Source organism: Comamonas kerstersii (assembly GCF_002056725.1).
GTDB classification, from domain to species: Bacteria; Pseudomonadota; Gammaproteobacteria; order Burkholderiales; family Burkholderiaceae_C; genus Comamonas; species Comamonas kerstersii.
In genome coordinates this window covers 1,696,277-1,714,160 of record NZ_CP020121.1, presented here as the reverse complement: position 1 = coordinate 1,714,160, position 17,884 = coordinate 1,696,277, and the positions used below count along the sequence as shown (strand labels likewise).

The following is a 17,884-nucleotide window of genomic DNA, read 5'->3' as shown; positions in this document are numbered from 1 at the left end:
ACGGGCATGCAGCCCGTGTTGTTTGTGGATGTAGGCATCAACGCCTGCAGAAGTCCATCAAGCCAGTTTGCCGTGGCAATTCTTGAACTTCTGGCCGCTACCGCAGGGGCATGGGTCGTTGCGGCCCACACGCACGCCGGCTGGCAGCTCAAAACGGTCGGTCTTGTCACCATCGGCGCTGGCGTACTGCATACCCTGCTGGGCGCTTTCCGCATGCTCTTCAATATTTTGTGCCACCTGCTCCAGCTGCTCAGGCTGCTGGATGCGCACAGTCAGCAGCACGCGGGTCACTTCGTTCTTGACCTGGTCGATCAGCTGGCGGAACAGCTCAAACGCCTCGCGCTTGTATTCCTGCTTGGGCTGCTTCTGTGCAAAGCCGCGCAGGTGGATACCCTGGCGCAGATAGTCCAGCGCTGCTAGGTGGTCGCGCCAGTTGGTGTCAAAGCTTTGCAGCAGCACGGCGCGCTGGAAGTTCATGAACTGATCCTTGCCGACCAGATCCAGCTTGCCCTGATAGACATCGTTGGCAGCCTTCACGCAGGCTTCCAGGATCTCTTCGTCGGTGATGCTTTCCGAATCCTTAACCATGCCTTGCAGGTCGATGTGCACCTGCCACTCTGCCAGCGCTTTTTCCAGCGCAGGCAGGTTCCACTGCTCTTCCATGGACTCGGCAGGCACATACATGCGCACCATGTCTGCCACACAATCTTCGCGCATGGCGTTGATCATGTCGGTCAGGTCTTCGGTGTCCAGAATGTCGTTGCGCTGCTGGTAGATCACCTTGCGCTGGTCATTGGCCACGTCGTCGTATTCGAGCAGCTGCTTGCGCATGTCGAAGTTGCGTGCTTCCACCTTGCGCTGTGCAGACTCGATGGAGCGGGTCACGATACCTGCTTCGATGGCTTCACCCTCAGGCATCTTCAGGCGGTCCATGATGGCACGCACGCGGTCACCCGCGAAGATGCGCATCAGCTGGTCATCCAGACTCAGATAGAAGCGCGAAGAGCCGGGGTCACCCTGGCGGCCCGAACGACCACGCAACTGGTTGTCGATACGGCGCGATTCATGGCGCTCGGTAGCGATGATGCGCAGGCCGCCCAGCGCCTTGACCTCTTCGTGGTCCTTGTGCCACTGCGCACGCAGCTCGGCAATCTTGGCCTGCTTGGTGGCATCGTCCAGCTCAGGGTTGGCGGCGATTTCCGCTTCCTGCTTGCTGATGTTGCCACCCAGCACAATGTCGGTACCACGGCCAGCCATATTGGTGGCGATGGTGATCATGCCCTTGCGACCGGCCTGGGCGATGATGTCAGCTTCCTTGGCGTGCTGCTTGGCGTTCAGCACCTGGTGGGGCAGCTTGGCAGCCGTGAGCAGCTGGTCAATGATTTCCGAGTTCTCGATCGAGGTCGTACCCACCAGCACAGGCTGGCCGCGCTCGTAGCATTCGCGAATGTCTTCGATGGCGGCGTTGTACTTTTCCTGCGTGGTCTTGTAGACGCGGTCCAGCTGGTCCACACGCTTGCTGGGCTTGTTCGGAGGAATCACCACGGTTTCCAGGCCATAGATGCTCTGGAATTCGTAAGCTTCGGTGTCAGCCGTACCCGTCATACCCGCCAACTTGCTGTAGAGGCGGAAGTAGTTCTGGAAGGTGATCGAGGCCATGGTCTGGTTCTCGGCCTGAATGGCCACACCTTCCTTGGCTTCCACGGCCTGGTGCAGACCATCGCTCCAGCGGCGGCCACTCATCAGACGGCCGGTGAACTCGTCCACGATGGTGACTTCACCGTTTTGCACCACATAGTGCTGGTCACGGTGATAGATATGGTGGGCGCGCAGTGCAGCGTACAGGTGGTGCACCAGCGCAATGTTCGAAGGGTCGTACAGCGAAGCGCCTTCTGGCAGCAGGCCCGCTTCCATCAAAATGCGCTCTGCCTTTTCGTGACCTTCTTCGGTCAGGAACACCTGGTGGCTCTTTTCGTCCACGGTGAAGTCACCGGGCTTGGTCACACCTTCGCCCGTGCGGGGGTCTGCCTCGCCTTCCTGACGCACCAGTTGCGGAGCCAGCTTGTTGATGACCTGGTACATGGCCGTGTTGTCTTCGGCAGGACCAGAGATGATCAGAGGCGTACGCGCTTCGTCGATCAGGATGGAGTCCACCTCGTCGACGATGGCAAAGTTCAGACCACGCTGCACACGATCGGCCTTGTCATAGACCATGTTGTCACGCAGGTAGTCGAAGCCGTATTCGTTATTCGTGCCGTAGGTAATGTCAGCCAGATAGGCCAGCTGCTTGTCTTCGCGTGGCGCCTGGGGCAGGTTCACCCCCACGGACAGGCCCAGGAAGTTATAGAGCGGACGCATGGTTTCCGCGTCGCGGCTGGCCAGGTAGTCGTTCACCGTCACCACATGCACGCCATTGCCAGTCAGTGCGTTCAGGTAGACGGGCAGGGTCGAGGTCAGCGTCTTGCCTTCACCAGTGCGCATTTCGGCAATCTTGCCGTGGTGCAGCGCCATACCACCGAGCAGCTGCACATCAAAGTGGCGCATCTTCATGACACGCTTGGAGGCCTCACGCACTACAGCAAAGGCTTCGGGCAAGAGATCATCCAGCGCTTCACCCTTGGCCAGACGGTCTTTGAATTCTTGGGTTTTGGCCCGCAAAGCCTGGTCATCGAGCTTTTCCAGCTCTGGCTCCATCGCATTGATACGAGCCACCGTCTTGCGGTACTGCTTGAGAAGCCGGTCATTGCGGCTGCCGAAAAGTTTGGTGAGAAAGTTGACCATGCGAACGGAAGCCACTGAGCAGCGCTGCAAACAGCAGCACCGGCAGCGGCCAAATCCCTAATGTAGAGTTGTCATGCAGATGGGCTCATTCAGCGACAAAACAAGAGCCTCATGCACTGAAAGCCAAAAATTGATTCTAACTGCCGCTTGCGCTTTAGCTCCAGTCTCCTGCAGACAGCCCGTGCACGCACAGCATGATGTGCTGATAATGCACAAATCCTGACACCTGATCTGCCATGCATTCGCGCCGCCATATCGCTATTTCTCTGGAACAAGCCGCACACACCTCACCCATGCTGTCGTCATTGGTAAAGCAGGCACAAGACGCCAATGCGCGCCTGAAGTGCATTGCCCCACTGCTGCCTCCGGGCCTGCGGCCGCACGTGCAACCCGGCCCGCTGGAAGGTGACGTCTGGTGCCTGATCGTGAAAAACAGCGCTGCGGCCAGCAAGCTGCGCCACCTGCTGCCGGGGCTGGAGGCGCATCTGCGCAACAAGGGCTGGAACGTGAACCGCATTCAGATCAAGATCTTGAATGCGTCACCCTGGCAAAGCCCCATGTGAGCCTGGGTACAGACGAAAAAAAAGACCCTGATGGGTCTTTACATAACTGAAGAAATGGTGCCGGTTGTCGGATTCGAACTGACGACCTACCGCTTACAAGGCGGGTGCTCTACCAACTGAGCTAAACCGGCTATCCACAGCGCAGCGTGAACTGCTACCGGGATAAGGATGCCGCAAAGCATCCTGAATTGGTGCCGGTTGTCGGATTCGAACTGACGACCTACCGCTTACAAGGCGGGTGCTCTACCAACTGAGCTAAACCGGCGAAAGCTGAAATTCTAATACAAGTTTTGCGCTTGCAGAAAAATTCAGGACTTTATTTCACACGTTTGAGTGCGGGGCGTTTGCCACCCGCAGCAGGCGCTGGTGGCGAAGGAGGCTCGTCGCCATCCGAAGGCTTGCTGCTGGCGCTGACCAGCTGCACCACGGGTGTGCTCGCTGCAGGCTCCTGCTCTGGTGCAGCCTCATCCTCTGCTTCAGCAGCGGCAAGAGCCGCCGCGTCATCTGGCAGCTCTGCCAGCAAATCGTCAATCACGGGGAAAGACATGCCTTGCCCGGTCTCACGCGCATAAATGGCCTGCACGCGCTCAACGGGCACCATGATGTCATGGGGTCTGCCACCAAAACGGGCCTTGAATTCAATATATTCATTGCCCAGCTGCAGACTGCCCGTGGCGTCATAGCTGACGTTGAGCACGATTTCCCCGCCATTGACGTATTCACGCGGCACTTGCACCGAGCGATCCACTTTGACAGCCAGATAAGGCGTAAAGCCGTTATCCGTACACCACTCATGAATGGCACGAATGAGGTATGGCCGTGTAGAGGTGGCAGAAGACTCGGTCATGAACAAATTCCAGCAAACAGCAAACGCAGGGGGAAACACAAAAGCACAAGAATTACTTGCGCATCACCTTCTCGGAAGGTGTCAGGGCTTCAATGTAGGCAGGGCGCGAGAAGATGCGCTCGGCGTACTTGAGCAAGGGCGCAGCGTTCTTGCTCAGCTCAATGCCGTAGTAGTCCAGACGCCACAGCAGGGGAGCAATCGCCACGTCGAGCATGGAGAAGCCTTCGCCCAGCATGTACTTGTTCTTCAGGAACACAGGAGCCAGCTGGGTCAGACGGTCACGGATGTGCTGACGTGCCTTTTCCACTTCCTTTTCGTTGCCCTTGACATTGCGCTGCTCCAGCGTGTTCACGTGCACGAACAGTTCTTTTTCAAAGTTCAGCAGGAACAGACGCACACGCGCACGATCCACAGGGTCACCAGGCATCAGCTGGGGATGGGGGAAGCGCTCATCAATGTACTCATTGATGATGTTCGATTCATACAGAATCAGGTCACGTTCAACCAGGATGGGAACTTGACCGTAGGGGTTCATCGCCGCGATCTCTTCGGGCTTGTTGTACAAGTCCACATCGCGAATCTCGAAGTCCATTCCCTTCTCGAACAGCACAAAGCGGCAACGGTGGGAATAAGGGCAAGTCGTTCCCGAATAAAGCACCATCATGGCGGAAGCTCCTAAAAATCAAAAAGAGTGGGACGCCTGAAAGCGCCCACTCTGCTGCGACCGAACTGCCTCACACCCAGGGTATGAGGCAGCACAGACTGTCTAATTATTTAACGTCTTTCCAGAACGCGGCGTTCAGTCTCCAGGTGATCAAGATAAAGATACCCAGGAAGATCAGGACACCGATACCCACGTGAATGCGGGTATTTTGGGCTGGTTCACCCATCCATTGTAGGAAGTTCACCAAGTCCCCTACAGCCTGATCGTACTCTTGTGGGGTCATTGTTCCCGGAGTAACGGTTTCCCAGCCCTTGAATACCTGGGTGTTTTGACCATCTACCACCACATCTTCAAAGATGGCGCGGCGTGCACCCTGCAGCTCCCACAGCACATGGGGCATGCCCACCGAAGGGAAGACCAGGTTATTCCAGCCCGTGGGCTTGGTGGAGTCCAGATAGAAGGTACGCAGGAAGGTGTAGATGTAATCTGCACCCGAGCCATCGTGGCTGGCACGAGAGCGCGCAATCACCGTCAGATCAGGTGGGTTGGCACCAAACCAGGCTGCTGCCTGCTTGGGATCAATCGCAGCCACCATGGTGTCACCCACTTTTTCTGTGGTGAACAGCAGGTTGTCCTTGATTTCCTGATCACTCAGACCAATGTCCTTCAAGCGGTTGTAGCGCATGAAAGCTGCCGAGTGACACCCCAGGCAGTAGTTCACGAACAGCTTGGCACCGTTTTGCAGCGATGCCTGGTTCGTCACATCCACTGGAGCCTTGTCCAGTGGCACCAGGCCACCACCTGCGGCATGCGCACCACCCACAATGCCAAGCGCGGCAATCAGCGTGAGAAACAGCTTTTTCATTGTTCTTATCTCCTAGCTCAGTGGTGTGGCTTGAAAGTCACGCGGTCAGGAACAGGCTTGGGTGTACCCAGCTGGCTCCACCAGGGCATCAGCAGGAAGAAGCCGAAGTAGAACAAGGTGCCCACCTGCGAAACGCGCTCACCCATGGGGGATGGCGGCTGCACACCCAGATACGCCAGGATCACGAAGTTGATCACGAACACGGCATACACATACTTGTGCCATGTGGGACGGTAGCGAATGGACTTCACAGGGCTGCAGTCCAGCCATGGCAGCGCAAACAGAATCACCACGGCGCCGCCCATCACAACCACACCCCAGAACTTGGCATCGATGCTCAGCATCAGCACCACAGCGACGGCCGCGGCCAGCACCGCCACCAGCTTGAACAGGCCTGCCATCTTGGACTTGAAGAGAGCCAGCAGCGCAGCCAGCACCACGCAGCCCACCAGCACATACATCATCTCGGCAGTAATCGCACGCAGCATGGAGTAAAACGGCGTGAAATACCACACGGGAGCGATGTGCGCAGGCGTCTTCAGCGGGTCAGCGGGGATGAAGTTGTTGTACTCCAGGAAGTACCCACCGAACTCTGGCGCGAAGAACACCACCGCCGAGAACAGGAACAGGAACACAGCCACGCCAAAGATGTCGTGCACGGTGTAGTAGGGATGGAAAGGCACGCCGTCCAGCGGATTGCCATTGGCATCCTTGGGCGCATTGGGAGCCTTGATCTCGATACCGTCAGGGTTGTTCGAGCCCACATCGTGCAGCGCCAGTAAGTGCGCCACCACCAGACCCAGCAACACCAGCGGCACGGCAATCACGTGGAAGCTGAAAAAGCGGTTCAGCGTTGCATCACCGACCACATAGTCACCACGAATCAAGATCGCCAGGTCAGGGCCGATCACGGGTACTGCAGCAAACAGGTTCACGATCACCTGCGCGCCCCAGTAAGACATCTGGCCCCATGGCAGCAGGTAGCCCATGAAGGCTTCAGCCATCAGCGCCAGGAAGATGGCGCAGCCGAAGATCCAGACCAGCTCGCGTGGCTTGCGGTAGGAGCCATAGAGCAGACCACGGAACATGTGCAGATAGACCACCACAAAGAAGGCCGATGCACCGGTGGAGTGCATATAGCGAATCAGCCAGCCCCATGGCACATCACGCATGATGTATTCCACAGACGCAAAGGCTTTTTCAGCGTCAGGCTTGTAGTGCATGACCAGGAAGATCCCGGTCACGATCTGGATCACCAGCACCAGCAGTGCCAGCGAACCAAAGATGTACCAGAAGTTGAAGTTCTTTGGAGCGTAGTACTCCGACATATGCATCTTGTAGCCTGCAAATGCCGAAGGAAAACGATTTTCAAACCAGTTCTTGACCTTCGCACCGGTCGCGGCGTTCGGGTCGATCTCTTTGAATTCGTGGGCCATGTCGTTCTAACTCCATCAAGCCTTGTCGTCGCCAATCAGAAGTGTGTTCTCTGACAGGAACTTATAAGGAGGCACTTCCAGGTTGTCGGGTGCTGGCTTGTTCTTGAAGACACGGCCAGCCATGTCAAAAGTAGAGCCGTGGCATGGGCACAGGAAGCCGCCCTTCCAGTCTGCAGGCAGCGAAGGCTGGGCGCCGGTAGCGAACTTATCCACAGGCGAGCATCCCAGGTGCGTGCAAATCCCCACTGCAACAAACACCTCGGGCTTGATGGAACGCCATGTATTGCGTGCGTAAGGAGGCGTGAGCTGATCCTGGTTACGCAGCGATTCGGGGTCTGCCAGCTGGCTGTCCAGCTCGGGCAGCTCCGCGAGCTGTTCCGGTGTGCGCTTCAAGATCCACACAGGCTTGCCACGCCATTCCACGGTCAGCTTTTCGCCTGGAGCCAGCGCGGAGATATCCACTTCCACTGCAGCCCCTGCGGCCTTGGCCTTTTCAGAAGGCTGGAAAGTACTCACAAAAGGCACTGCAACCGCTGCGCCGCCTACTGCGCCAGCGCAGGCAGACGTGATGATCCACGTCCGCTTGCTGGAGTCGACAGGTGTATCGCTCATGGGGATCCTCGATAAAACATCGCTAGGTATAAGGTCAATCGAGAAATTGTAGCTTGTCGAAAAATTGGAATCCAAGCACCTATCCGCCCCCCTTCTTGCGTTAAATCATGCAATATGACTTATCTCAATCAAACAGGAGATTCGCATGTCTATGCTGCAGGAGTTTCGTGAGTTTGCCGTCAAGGGCAACGTGATCGATCTGGCCGTCGGCGTGATCATCGGCGGGGCCTTCGGGAAGATCGTCGATTCCGTGGTGAAGGACCTGATCATGCCGCTGGTGGGGCTGGTGTTCGGCAAGCTGGACTTCTCCAACCTGTTCATCGTGCTGGGCAGTGTTCCCGAAGGAACGCCGCGCACGCTGCCTGCCCTGCAGGAAGCGGGCGTGCCTGTGCTGGCCTATGGCAGCTTCATTACCGTGGCGGTGAATTTTGTGATTTTGGCGTTCATCATTTTCGTGATGATCAAGCAGATCAACCGCCTCAAGCGCGAGACACCGCCCCCTGCTCCCGCACCTGAAGTGACGCCTGAAGAAGTCCTGCTGCTGCGCGAAATCCGCGATCAGCTGCGCCGCTGAAGGCGCATGCTTCGCGCTAGGGAACTTAAGCCTGCACCCTCGCACTGGCTGAGAGCTTTTGTGCCATGCGCACAGCCTCCAGCAGGCTGGAAGCATCGGCCACGCCCTGCCCCGCGATGTCAAAGGCCGTGCCGTGGTCCGGGCTGGTGCGCACCAGAGGCAGGCCAAGTGTCACATTTACGCCACTTTCCACGCCCAGATATTTGATGGGTATCAAGCCCTGGTCGTGGTACATGGCCAACACCACATCAAACTCGCCGGGGTGACCGGGCACATTGCGGGCCCGCATGAATACGGTGTCGGGCGCAAACGGCCCCTGTGCATCAATGCCCTGCGCGCGGGCAGCAGCGATGGCAGGCGCAATGATGTCTATCTCTTCCGAGCCAAACAGGCCGCCCTCACCCGCATGGGGGTTGAGCCCCGCCACACCAATGCGTGGCGCACGGCCCAGCATGCGCTGCAGTGCGGCATGGGTGATCTGCAGGGTCTGCAGGATGTTGTCCAAGGTCACGGCTTCCAGCGCCTTGCGCAGCGAGACATGGATGCTCACCAGCACGGTGCACAGCTCATCATTGGCCAGCATCATGCGCACCGGCATCTCGCTCATGGCGACGCCTGCATGCTGCGCAGCTTCTGCCTGCAGCAGTTCGGTATGGCCAGGGTAGGTCACACCACCGGCATGCAGTGCTTCCTTGTGCAGCGGCGCGGTCACCAGAGCGGCAATCTCACCACGCAGGGCGGCACGCGCCGCCCATTGCACGCAGGCTGCGGCGGCAGCACCTGCGCTGTCCGTGATCTGCCCCCAGGGTGCAGGAGGCGGCATGTCCGGCAGCTCCAGCACGGGGATGCAGCGCGGCGGCACCTGCCATGCCTCATCCGGGCTGGCAATCACAGCCACAGGCAGCGAGGTTTCGCCAGCCACGGCAATGGCCTGCGCACCACGGCGCATGGTGGCTACATCCCCCACGACAAAACAGCCCTGCAGCAGCGCAGGCTGTTCACGAAACACCTTGGCAATGATTTCCGGGCCAATGCCCGCAGAATCTCCTTGCGTGATGGCAATGGCTTTGTTTTTATGCATGAAATTGACCTATAACGCTGATGCAGCAAGCGCTGAAAGCTATGAAATTTATGCTGGATTATCGATCTCGATAAACCGGTGGCTCAGCCCCAGTTGCTGCGCCACATGGGCAGCCACGGCAGGCGCGCCATAGCGCTCGGTGGCATGGTGGCCCGCGGCAATAAAGGTGGTGCCGGTCTCACGCGCCAGATGGGCCTGAGGCTCGGAGATTTCACCCGTGATATAGGCATCAGCCCCTGCGGCCAGCGCGCTTTCAAAGAAGCCCTGCGCGCCACCCGTGCACCAGGCCAGACGGCGTATGGGCTTGTCCTGCGCACCGCTGACGCAGGTCACGGCACGGCCCAGCACCTGCTGCACATGGTCTGCCAGGGCAGCAGGACTGGCAAAACTGGCATCACCCACCATGCCCAGCGCCTGTTCGCCAAAGGTGCTGTCCCACTGTACGCCGAGCTTGGCGCCCAACTGCGCGTTGTTGCCCAGCTCGGGGTGGGCATCGAGCGGCAGGTGGTAGGCGAACAGATTGATGTCATGCGCCAGCAGCAGACGGATGCGTTCCTTCATCCAGCCCGTGATGCGGCCATCCATGCCTTTCCAGAACAGGCCGTGGTGCACAAAGATGGCATCGGCCTTGTCGGCAATGGCGGCTTCAATCAGGGCACGGCTGGCCGTCACGCCGCTGACGATATGGCGAATCTCGGCCTTGCCTTCGACCTGCAGGCCGTTGGGGCCGTAGTCCTTGAAGCGCTCAGGCTGGAGCAAGGCATCGAAATGGGAGAGAAGGTCTTGTCGCTGGATCATGGCGTCGATTGTGCCAAGCGTTCAGGAAGCACGAGTGCAGCAGGCCATAAAAAAGGGCAGCCGAAGCTGCCCTGATCTGCATCGCAAGCGAAGGCGCTATCAGGCCTTGACCTTGGGCTGCCAGCCTTTGGAAGCGATGGGCCAGAACAGGCCGATGGCAGCACCCAGGATACCCATGGCTGCCACGTAGTGGGCAGGAGCCATGATGTCCACCTGCTGCCAGCTGGCCACCAGCAAGGGGGTCAGGCCACCGAAGACGGCGTAGGCCATGTTGTAGGCGAAAGACAGGCCGGTAAAGCGCACTGCCACAGGGAAGGCACGCACACCCACTACAGGCAGCAGCGAGATGGAACCCACAAAGAAGCCCACCAGCGCATAGCGCAGCACCAGGGTCGATTCACCAGGCAGGTTCAGATAGAAGATATAGGCGGTCACCGTCATGCCACCCCAGCCGAACAGCATGGTCAGCTTGGTGCCGATCTTGTCAGACAGCCAGCCCCAGAAGATGCAGCCAATGGTCAGAGTCACGGTCGCCACTGCGTTGGCCATCATGGCTTCGGCGGGAGCGATATGGAACACCTTCTGCAGGTAGGCAGGCGCCATCAGCACCACCACCACCACGCCTGTCGAGAGCACCCAGGTCATCAGCGCCACCAGCCAGCTGGCTTCCTTGTGGTCACGCAAGATGGTTTTCAAGGGCAGTTCTGCATCCGCAGCCTTGCGCTTTTGCATATCCTGGAACAGAGGCGTTTCATGCAGGAAGCGGCGCAGATACACCGACACCAGGCCAAACACACCACCCAGAATAAAAGGAATGCGCCATGCCCAGTCATGGATTTCTGCCTGGCTGTAGGTGCTGTTGAGCCACACACCAAAGATGGAGCCCAGGAAAATGCCGCCAGTAATGCCGGAAGTCAGCGTACCAATGGCCAGGCCATAGTGCTTGGCAGGCGAGTGCTCGGCAACGAACACCCAGGCACCAGGCATTTCACCGCCAATCGCAGCGCCTTGCAGCACGCGCATCAGCAGCAGCAGCAAGGGCGCGGCCAGGCCAATGGTTTCATAGGTAGGCAGCAGGCCAATGACCAGTGTGGGCACCGCCATCAGAAAGATGGACAGCGAGAACATCTTCTTGCGGCCAATCTTGTCGCCATAGTGCGCAATGATGATGCCGCCCAGGGGGCGTGCCAGATAGCCAGCCGCGAAAATGCCCAGCGTCTGCAGCTGGCGCATCCATTCCGGCATGTCAGCCGGGAAAAACAGCGCGCCAATGACGTTGGCAAAGAAAACGAAAACGACGAAGTCGTAGAACTCCAGCGTGCCGCCCAGTGCGGACAGGCTCAAGGTCTTGTAATCGTCACGGTTCAAGGGACGATGGTGGGCGCCGCCAGCCACTTGATGGGCTTGGGCGTTGGGATGCTTACTCATGGGGTTGTCTTTCCAGTTCAAAAGGTCAGACAGCGCGAGAGCCGCGGCAACGGATAAGTGCTTCAGGGCAGACTGGACTGTTCTTCAGGACTTCACGGTGATGAAGCCTTTGTTTTTCTCGAATCTGGCGGGTGTGCCAGCCCAAGAACGAACACCGTGTGGCGCAGTCAATGCAAGCATTCTAGGGTTTGCACCAATACCCTTCCTGGCAAACATCGTTTTTAACGACGAGGCATCTCCAAAAACTCTTTATCCATCTCTTTTTACGATGTCTTGCCAAGACACAGACTGCCTGCATTTCTGACAGGAAATACATTTCGGCTTACGCTGTCAGCCTTTGCTTGCCTCCCCCTTTGTCTCCCCTCTTTTTCTCATTTCTATGAAGCGTTACTGGCTGTTGTTTTCACAGGCCGTCACCGTGCTGCTGGCGGCCTATTTCATTGTTGCCACGCTGCAGCCAGGCTGGCTGCGCCATGGCTCCACCATGAGCCGTGCCGGCATTGCCTTGCTGGAAGCGCCGTCTGAACCCCGTACAGAGTTTGTCCCCGGCAGCCTGGCGGCTGCCGCCCAGAAGGCCATGCCTGCCGTGGTCAGCATCAACACCAGCAAGGAGGTGCGCAGCCCGCACCTGAACGACCCCTGGTTCCATTTCTTCTTTGGTGACCAGATCGGCACCCAGCAGCAGACCGGACTGGGTAGCGGCGTGATCGTGAGCCCGGACGGCTATATCCTGACCAACAACCACGTGGTCGAAGGCGCGGATCAGATCACCGTCACCCTGGCCGACAGCCGCATTGCAGAAGCACGCATCGTGGGCACCGACCCAGAAACCGACCTGGCCGTGCTCAAGATCGAACTGGACAAGCTGCCCGTCATCGTGCTGGGCAACTCCGACCATGCCGTGGTGGGCGACACCGTGCTGGCCATTGGCAACCCCTTTGGCGTGGGGCAGACGGTGACCAGCGGCATCATCAGTGCGCTGGGCCGCAGCGAGCTGGGCATCAACACCTTTGAAAACTTCATCCAGACCGATGCCGCCATCAACCCCGGCAACTCCGGCGGCGCGCTGGTGGATGTGGAAGGCAATCTGCTGGGCATCAACACCGCCATCTACTCGCGCTCTGGCGGCAGCATGGGCATTGGCTTTGCCATTCCCGTGTCCACAGCCAAGATCGTCATGGACGGCCTGGTCAAGGATGGCAAGGTCACGCGCGGCTGGATTGGCGTGGAGCCCAATGAGCTTTCGCCCGAACTGGCTGAAACCTTTGGCGTAGCCGGTGCAAATGCCGGCGTCATCATCACGGGCGTACTGCAGGGTGGCCCTGCGGCACGTGCTGGCATGCTGCCGGGCGATGTGATCGTGCAGGTGGATGAGCAGCGCGTGCGCAATGTGGCTGAGATGATGACGGCGGTTGCCTCTCTGCAGCCCGGCCAGCGTGCGGACTTTGAGATTTTGCGCAACGGCCAGAGCATGACGCTGAACATCGTGCCCAGCGAGCGCCCTGCCCCCCGACGCATGCGCCAGCTCCGTTAAGCATCAAAAAAGAGAGCTATCAGCGCTTGCAAATCAATGATTTCAAATACAAAACATATTGAAAACCTTGATTGACAAGCGCTAGCCGCTCTCTTTTTCAAAGCCATCACCCACCAACAAAAAATCCCGCTGCCTTTTAAAGGGCTGCGGGATTTTTTGGTTCTGGCCAGGATGTGCGCATCAGGCCTGATCGGCTTCCTCATCCTCTGGCTTGCGGGCAACCTTGGCAAACCAGCCTGCCCCGATGATGCCCACCTCATACAGCAGGCACATGGGCACGGCCAGCGCCAGCTGCGAAATCACATCGGGCGGCGTCACCACGGCGGCAATCACAAAGGCCAGCACGATGAAGTAGCCACGGAAACTCTTGAGCTTGTCAATTTCCACAATGCCAAAGCGCACCAGCAGCATCACCACGATGGGCACCTGGAAGGCCAGGCCAAACGCCAGGTACAGCGACAAAATCGCTTCCACATAAGAGGCAATATCAGGCGTCGCAGCCACGCTCTCGGGCGTAAAGCCCTGGATGAAGCCGAACATCTTGTCCAGCACAAAGAACTGCACAAAGGCAATACCCACATAGGCCAGCAGGCTGCCAAAGGTGATCAGCGGCAGTGCAAAGCGCTTTTCATGGCTGTACAGACCAGGTGCCACAAAAGCCCACAGCTGGTACATGATCCATGGCAGCACGGCCAGCATGCCCACCATCATCAGCACCTTCAGCGGCACGAAGAAGGGCGAGAACACGCCCACCGCAATCAGCTTGGCATCAGGCGGCATGTGTGCCTTGATGGGCTGGGCAATAAAGTCGATCAAGCCATTGGGGCCAGGCCAGATGGCCAGCACAGCCACCGCCAGCGCAATGCCGTAGATGCAGTACAGCAGGCGGTCGCGCAGCTCCATCAGGTGCTGCACAAAGGGCTGCTCGGTGCCGGCCAGCTCGTCGTCTTGGGTGGATTTGTTGGACATGGTCGAAAAAAGAACCGGGCCATCATCAGGCCCTGCAGATCAAGAGAAAAGCACCAGCACGGGCCGCTAGCTGCAGGCGCCGTGCTGTGGGAGATCAGCCTCAGCGCTTCGGTCTGAAGCGCGCCACTCGCGCAGCACCTGACTGCACATGGGTGCGCAGCCCGGAGCGCGCCTTGTACCAGCGTGGCACGGCCGTGCGCTTGAGGCGGAAGTTCTTGCCCGGATGCTTGTAGGCCGGCGTCACTGCGCTGCGGCTACTGCTTTCGTAGCTGCTGTAGTCGCTGGCTGAAGTGCTGGAATCGCTGCTGCTGTATGCCGACTCGAAATCGGTGGCATCACGCCAGTCCTTTTCCAGACTGCTCGTGGTGCTTTGCACCGACTGCTCCACATCACGGGCAGCGGACTCCATCGACTCCTTCATCTTCTTGAGCTCGTCGAGCTCCATGGAGCGATTGACTTCCGCCTTCACGTCCGCCACATAGCGCTGGGCCTTGCCCAGCAGCGTGCCGACCGTGCGGGCCACGCGCGGCAGCTTCTCGGGACCAATGACCACCAGGGCCACAGCGCCGATCAGTGCCAGCTTGGAGATACCGATATCAATCATGCCAACGCCCTATGCAGGTGCTTGCTGCCATGCTGATACATCAGCTCTTTTGCTTGGCGTCAACGTCGATCGTGGTCTTGTCGTCAGCCTTGCTCTGATCGGTCACTGCGGTCTTTTCCGCAGCGGCTTCAGGCGTGCTGCCGTCCTTCATGCCGTCCTTGAAACCCTTGACGGCGCCACCCAGGTCGCTACCCAGGTTCTTGAGCTTCTTGGTGCCGAACACCAGCACCACGATGAGCAGAACAATCAGCCAGTGCCAAACAGAAAACGATCCCATGAGATTTCTCCTAACGAATACGAGTCATTTTAGACGTGACGCCGCGCCATAGCGCCTCAGATGGCCTTAACTTGCACAGCCTTTCACGTCCCCATCCATTGTCAGCCGCGCTTCCAGGGGCGGGGGCCGCCCATGACGTGCACGTGCAGGTGGTGCACTTCCTGCCCACCTTCCTCACCAGTATTGACCATGATGCGAAAGCCTCCGGCAGGATAAGGGTTGCAGCCCTGCTGCATGGCCAGCTTGGGCGCAAGCAGCATGATCTTGCCCAGCAGTGCCTGATCGGCCTCGGTCACATGGGCCATGGAAGCAATGTGCTTCTTGGGCACGATCATGAAGTGCACGGGCGCTGCGGGGTTGATGTCGTGAAAGGCGAAGACGTCTTCGTCCTCATACAGCTTGCGGCTGGGAATCTGGCCCGCAATGATCTTGCAGAAAATGCAGTTGGGGTCGTGCGCAGTATGCGAGTGATCAGTCATGGCAGAGCAAACAGTCGTTGTTATTCGTAGCAAAAGGCTTCAAAAGGCATGCCAGTCTATGCGCGTCGCAGAGCTGGCGAACTATGGATTGTCCACAATCTGCAGCGTCTGGCGCACGCCCACGTCATTGCGGTGGTCCTGCGCCCACTGCTGCCCCTGCCTGCGCCCCAGTGCAAACAGCTGCTGCAATAATCCCATGTCCACGCGCGACTTGCTGGCTGCACCAAAACGGGCCAGGGCCGCACCACCGTCAATGCGGTGCATGAGCACGCTTTTGTAGCGTTGGGGGTCCAGCTTGCCTTCGGCCAGCAGGCGGCGCACAAAGTCAATGGCGCGCAGCTCGCCCAGCAGGCCAGCGTTGAACATGACTTCGTTCATGCGCTCGGCAATATCGCTGGCCGTGTCTGGCAGGTCAGGCGACTCAATCGGGTTGATCTGCACCAGCAGCATGTCGCTGCAGTCGGTGCGGTAGATCAGCGGGTACAGGGCCGGGTTACCGGAAAAGCCGCCGTCCCAGTAATACTCACCGTCAATTTCCACGGCCTGGTACAGCTGTGGCAGGCAGGCTGAGGCCATGATGGCATCGGCACTGATGCGCTGCTCGCTGAAGATTTCGCCCTTGCCCGTGCGCACATTGGTGGCACAGACAAACAGCTTGGGCATGCCTTCCTGCCCCCAGACCTGAGCGAGCATGTCAAAGTCCACCACGCGCTCGAGCAGCTTGCGCAGCGGGTTGATGTCCAGCGGATTGGTCTGATAGGGCGAGAGGAACTGGCTCATGAGGTTCATGAGCGGGTTGTTCGCCACCGGCACGCCCAGTGTGAACACGCCCATGGCACCAACCCCTTCCCAGAGTTTTTTGAGCGCTGCACGTGCCAGCACACAGCCCAGACTGTGGCGTGCCTGCGGGTCATCCGGATGCTCCAGCGCCGCGGCAGCAAAGCCCTGGGCCAGCGCCACCGCATTCATGGCCCCGGCACTGGTGCCACTGATGCCGGGAAAGGCGAAACCGCCGTCTTCGAGCAGGGCATCGAGCACGCCCCAGGTAAAAGCCCCATGCGAGCCACCGCCCTGAAGTGCCAGATTCAGGCGCCGAGGCGAGGCTGCAGGGGGCATCTGGGTCATGGGCTATGGCTGGCAGTGATGCGTCAGCTTATACAGGCAGGGGTTCCTGCTTGTTCATGGCAATCATGCCGCGCACGATGCGATACAGGAACCAGATGGAGATCACGCACCACGCAATCCAGCCCGGGAAGATAAACAGCAGCCACAGTGGTGCGGTCACGATATACAGAATGCCCGCCCAGATCACACTGCGCAGGCGCCACGAGAAGTGGGAGGCATGCCAGGTACCCTGAGCATCCGAGCGCTTGACCAGGTCGATCACCAGCGCGACAGCCAGTATGAGCACGCTGACCTGTGCACCTGGAATGACCACGGCCAGCGCCACAATCAGGTGCAGGATATAGCTGACCCAGCCCCAGGCCTTGAGCCCATCGAGCGTGGCCTGATCTACGGCGCGGACTTCGACAATGTCATCGTTCACTCGGCATTTCCTTCCTGCGCGGCCCTTTCCTTGGCTTTGCGCAATGCTTTTTCTTCCAGACCACTGGTGCCTTCACGGCGTTCCAGCTCGGCCACCACGTCGGCGGGCGTGAGCCCATAGTACGACAGTGCAATCATGGAGTGAAACCACAAATCCGCAACTTCATAAAGGAGTTTTCCTTTGTCAGCACCATGGTCAACGTCCTTGGCCGCCATGACGACTTCGGTGGCCTCTTCGCCCACTTTTTTCAGGAAGGCATCCGGCCCCTTGTGCAGCAGACGGGAGACATAGCTTTTCTCAGGATCGCCACCGTTGATGGCTTTGCGGCTTTCAATGACAGCGGCCAGACGGGCCAGTGCGCCTTCAACCGACGCGGAGTTTTGTTCAGACATGGTGTTTATTTGTAGATGGATGCGGGATCTTTCAAGACAGGGTCGATGGCGACCCACTGTCCGTCCTTGAGCACGCTGTAGAAGCACGAGTGGCGGCCGGTGTGGCAGGCAATGCCGGGCTCGTGCCCCTGCTGGGTGATTTTGAGCAGCACCACATCGTTGTCGCAGTCGATGCGGATTTCATGCACAGTCTGCACGTGGCCGGACTCTTCGCCCTTGAACCACAGCTTGTTGCGCGAGCGGCTGAAATACACGGCGCGGCCGATGGCTGCGGTTTTTTCCAGCGCTTCGCGGTTCATCCAGGCGAACATCACCACATCGCCCGTGCTTTGTTCCTGTGCGATCACGGGCACCAGGCCCTGCGCATCCCATTTGACTTGATCAAGCCAGCTCATAGGCATCCTGCTTTTTTGATAGCTGCCAGCGCAGGCAAA

Annotated in this window: 20 protein-coding genes and 2 tRNA genes; 3 read left to right on the top strand and 19 right to left on the bottom strand. The window is 58.8% G+C overall.

What is annotated here, in order from left to right; translation table 11 throughout:
- Positions 1-57: 57 nt before the first annotated feature.
- Positions 58-2,781 (bottom strand): preprotein translocase subunit SecA, encoded by a 2,724-nt coding sequence (secA, locus tag B5M06_RS08005; protein WP_054067371.1) that lies wholly within the window; start codon positions 2,779-2,781, stop codon positions 58-60.
- A gap of 236 nt (positions 2,782-3,017) precedes the next feature.
- Between secA and B5M06_RS08000 the strand changes: the two genes are divergently transcribed.
- Positions 3,018-3,344, top strand: coding sequence for a DciA family protein (locus tag B5M06_RS08000; RefSeq protein ID WP_054067370.1), 327 nt, complete (start codon positions 3,018-3,020; stop codon positions 3,342-3,344).
- A 55-nt stretch (positions 3,345-3,399) separates the two neighbouring features.
- Here the strand turns inward: B5M06_RS08000 and B5M06_RS07995 are convergent.
- From B5M06_RS07995 to petA, 7 genes are all read right to left on the bottom strand, one after another.
- A tRNA-Thr gene (locus tag B5M06_RS07995) sits at positions 3,400-3,475 on the bottom strand.
- A 58-nt stretch (positions 3,476-3,533) separates the two neighbouring features.
- A tRNA-Thr gene (locus tag B5M06_RS07990) sits at positions 3,534-3,609 on the bottom strand.
- Between the two features lie 51 nt (positions 3,610-3,660).
- Positions 3,661-4,191, bottom strand: coding sequence for a ClpXP protease specificity-enhancing factor (locus tag B5M06_RS07985; RefSeq protein ID WP_054067418.1), 531 nt, complete (start codon positions 4,189-4,191; stop codon positions 3,661-3,663).
- 52 nt (positions 4,192-4,243) lie between these two features.
- Complete coding sequence (locus B5M06_RS07980; RefSeq protein ID WP_054067369.1) at positions 4,244-4,855, bottom strand: glutathione S-transferase N-terminal domain-containing protein; 612 nt, start codon at positions 4,853-4,855, stop codon at positions 4,244-4,246.
- Between the two features lie 106 nt (positions 4,856-4,961).
- Complete coding sequence (locus B5M06_RS07975) at positions 4,962-5,720, bottom strand: cytochrome c1 (RefSeq protein WP_054067368.1); 759 nt, start codon at positions 5,718-5,720, stop codon at positions 4,962-4,964.
- 17 nt (positions 5,721-5,737) lie between these two features.
- On the bottom strand, positions 5,738-7,156 hold the full coding sequence (locus B5M06_RS07970; protein WP_054067367.1) for a cytochrome b: 1,419 nt from the start codon (positions 7,154-7,156) through the stop codon (positions 5,738-5,740).
- Positions 7,157-7,171: 15 nt separating this feature from the next.
- Positions 7,172-7,768: a ubiquinol-cytochrome c reductase iron-sulfur subunit gene (gene petA / locus B5M06_RS07965; RefSeq protein WP_054067366.1), complete on the bottom strand. Its 597-nt coding sequence runs from the start codon at positions 7,766-7,768 to the stop codon at positions 7,172-7,174.
- A gap of 145 nt (positions 7,769-7,913) precedes the next feature.
- Between petA and mscL the strand changes: the two genes are divergently transcribed.
- Entirely contained in the window at positions 7,914-8,342 is a 429-nt protein-coding gene (mscL, locus tag B5M06_RS07960) for a large conductance mechanosensitive channel protein MscL (RefSeq protein WP_054067365.1), read from the top strand.
- Between the two features lie 25 nt (positions 8,343-8,367).
- Here mscL and pdxA read toward each other — a convergent pair whose 3' ends face one another.
- The 3 genes from pdxA to B5M06_RS07945 all read right to left on the bottom strand — a co-directional run bounded on the left by pdxA (position 8,368) and on the right by B5M06_RS07945 (position 11,649).
- Positions 8,368-9,423, bottom strand: a complete 1,056-nt coding sequence (pdxA, locus tag B5M06_RS07955) for a 4-hydroxythreonine-4-phosphate dehydrogenase PdxA (RefSeq protein ID WP_054067364.1) — start codon at positions 9,421-9,423, stop codon at positions 8,368-8,370.
- Positions 9,424-9,471: 48 nt separating this feature from the next.
- Positions 9,472-10,221: a Nif3-like dinuclear metal center hexameric protein gene (locus B5M06_RS07950; protein ID WP_054067363.1), complete on the bottom strand. Its 750-nt coding sequence runs from the start codon at positions 10,219-10,221 to the stop codon at positions 9,472-9,474.
- Positions 10,222-10,320: 99 nt separating this feature from the next.
- On the bottom strand, positions 10,321-11,649 hold the full coding sequence (locus B5M06_RS07945) for an MFS transporter (protein ID WP_054067417.1): 1,329 nt from the start codon (positions 11,647-11,649) through the stop codon (positions 10,321-10,323).
- A gap of 379 nt (positions 11,650-12,028) precedes the next feature.
- Here B5M06_RS07945 and B5M06_RS07940 point away from each other — a divergent pair, with 379 nt between their 5' ends.
- Positions 12,029-13,183 (top strand): S1C family serine protease, encoded by a 1,155-nt coding sequence (locus B5M06_RS07940; protein WP_054067362.1) that lies wholly within the window; start codon positions 12,029-12,031, stop codon positions 13,181-13,183.
- A gap of 180 nt (positions 13,184-13,363) precedes the next feature.
- Here the strand turns inward: B5M06_RS07940 and tatC are convergent, their stop codons facing one another.
- From tatC to hisI, 8 genes are all read right to left on the bottom strand, one after another.
- Positions 13,364-14,152: a twin-arginine translocase subunit TatC gene (gene tatC, locus B5M06_RS07935; RefSeq protein WP_054067361.1), complete on the bottom strand. Its 789-nt coding sequence runs from the start codon at positions 14,150-14,152 to the stop codon at positions 13,364-13,366.
- Between the two features lie 100 nt (positions 14,153-14,252).
- Positions 14,253-14,756, bottom strand: a complete 504-nt coding sequence (gene tatB, locus B5M06_RS07930; protein ID WP_054067360.1) for a Sec-independent protein translocase protein TatB — start codon at positions 14,754-14,756, stop codon at positions 14,253-14,255.
- A gap of 40 nt (positions 14,757-14,796) precedes the next feature.
- Positions 14,797-15,033 carry a Sec-independent protein translocase subunit TatA gene (gene tatA / locus B5M06_RS07925; RefSeq protein WP_054067359.1) on the bottom strand — a complete coding sequence of 79 codons (237 nt, stop codon included), beginning with the start codon at positions 15,031-15,033 and terminating at the stop codon, positions 14,797-14,799.
- Positions 15,034-15,134: 101 nt separating this feature from the next.
- A complete protein-coding gene (locus tag B5M06_RS07920; RefSeq protein WP_054067358.1) occupies positions 15,135-15,512 on the bottom strand; it encodes a histidine triad nucleotide-binding protein in 378 nt (125 codons plus the stop codon).
- An 81-nt stretch (positions 15,513-15,593) separates the two neighbouring features.
- Complete coding sequence (locus B5M06_RS07915; RefSeq protein ID WP_114070957.1) at positions 15,594-16,628, bottom strand: patatin-like phospholipase family protein; 1,035 nt, start codon at positions 16,626-16,628, stop codon at positions 15,594-15,596.
- Between the two features lie 37 nt (positions 16,629-16,665).
- Complete coding sequence (locus tag B5M06_RS07910; RefSeq protein ID WP_054067356.1) at positions 16,666-17,058, bottom strand: DUF4870 family protein; 393 nt, start codon at positions 17,056-17,058, stop codon at positions 16,666-16,668.
- Entirely contained in the window at positions 17,055-17,450 is a 396-nt protein-coding gene (locus B5M06_RS07905; RefSeq protein WP_054067355.1) for a phosphoribosyl-ATP diphosphatase, read from the bottom strand. Before B5M06_RS07905 ends, B5M06_RS07910 begins: the two co-directional genes overlap by 4 nt.
- 5 nt (positions 17,451-17,455) lie before the next feature.
- A complete protein-coding gene (gene hisI, locus B5M06_RS07900; protein WP_282959013.1) occupies positions 17,456-17,851 on the bottom strand; it encodes a phosphoribosyl-AMP cyclohydrolase in 396 nt (131 codons plus the stop codon).
- Positions 17,852-17,884: the final 33 nt, after the last annotated feature.